Source organism: Acidovorax sp. KPB24-07 (assembly GCF_057543315.1).
The window spans coordinates 1-1,516 of the sequence record NZ_BAAJYS010000614.1 but is presented as its reverse complement, the minus strand read 5'-3'; the positions used below and the strand labels follow the sequence as shown (position 1 = coordinate 1,516).

Annotated in this window: 2 pseudogenes; both read right to left on the bottom strand. The window is 64.5% G+C overall.

Going from position 1 to position 1,516, the window contains the following annotated elements:
• Positions 1-293 (bottom strand): annotated as a pseudogene (locus AC27IQ_RS24375) (ATP-binding response regulator); the annotation flags it as partial.
• Positions 294-821: 528 nt separating this feature from the next.
• Positions 822-1,516: pseudogene (locus tag AC27IQ_RS24370) on the bottom strand (hypothetical protein); the annotation flags it as partial.

Genomic DNA, 1,516 nt, shown 5'->3' with positions numbered 1-1,516 from the left:
TTTTCCTCCAGCGCGCGCTCCGCTTCCTCCTTGGCCGCTCGGTAACGTTCTGCGAGCTGCAACCGCTGGCGCTCCATTTCCACCTGCTGCACGACGAATCGGCGCGACCCCCAGGCATGTCGCAAGATCACGCCGCCAAAGAGAGCCACCAGCGCGAGCATGGCCTGCCAGCGCTCGGGGAAATACCATGTCACGGCGGCCAGGATCGGACCGTACGTCGCCACGAAAAACGGAAAGAAAACGCGGGGCTGGGGCGCGAGGAAAGTCGTGCCGGAGGCGATCACCGCACACATGACGAGGTACACCAGGAGCCAGGAAATCCTGGGGTGCTCCCTGTGTGAGTGCGATGGGCACGACCCAGAGCAAACCGTCCGCCACTGCCAGCACCTGGAAGATCCGTTCCCAGCGAGGCACCACCTCAGCATCGGGCCGCGCGGCGTCGCGGCGGAAGCGCCACTGCAGGACCAACAGCAGGCCCGCGAAGGCGAGGAATGCCCCCCACCACAAGAGCATCTGGCCGGATGGTGCTCCGCTGCGCGCAAGCAGCCATGTCAGTACGCCCGGGATGACGAGCGCAGGAATCTCCGAGGCCCCGCCACGCGATGCGAACGATTGAAGCAGGCGCCGCCTTACTGCCAGGTCGAGCGCTGCGTTGGATGTTTGGTCTTCGGCAGCGGGCTCGGTGTGCCACGCGTCGGGACAGCGGCTGTCGGGTGCGATCAGCATCTACGATAGGACTGCACGATAGTCGATACGGTGTCCATGGTGGGGCATCGCACGCGCCTCGCATGGCGTGCGCGCGCGCCCAGGGGGCACGAGGTTCAGGGTGCCAAGGTGTTCAGTTCCGCGCTGCTGCAGGGACGTTGCAAGCCGGGCGCCGTGATATCGAAACGGACGCAAATGCCGATATCGCCCGGCCGACCGGGAGTCGTGTTGGTTATCAGATGGCCTTTGGAGTCCACTTCGAAGCGATAATTGTTGTAGGCGACGGGCTGCCCGTTGTCGCAGGAATAGGTGCCCGAGCTTTCGATGCCTCGGCCCGCGATGCGGTAGGTGCCTGTGTATAAGCAGCTGTGGGAGCCGCTAAACCCGTAATTCAACCGGAACTGGCCGTCGCGCGCGGAAAACGACAGCACGGCGGGATACCCCGTCACGCTGGTGCCGCCAATGTTCCGGATCCGATAGTTTTGATTGAAGCGTGCCGTGTGGTTCTCGTACTGGAACCGCGCGATTCGGCGAGGGGTGTCGCCCGGCAGGGTCACCGTTCCCGTCGTTGCAGAATCGAAATCGATGCGCATCTGCCCGAGGTCGGCCGCTTCCTCGCCGTGACCTTGGGCGCCACCGAGTACGGGGCCGTTGCGAAACTCGCGCAGGTCGCCAGAGAAAGCCGTCTGTCCATCAGCGCGCACACCGCCGGCTTGCAGAAAGAGCGAGGAACCATCCGGCCGGTAGCCGACATAGGTCACGACCATCGCCTTGCCTTGCTGTGTGTCGATCTGCAGGCTGCGGCCCGGTC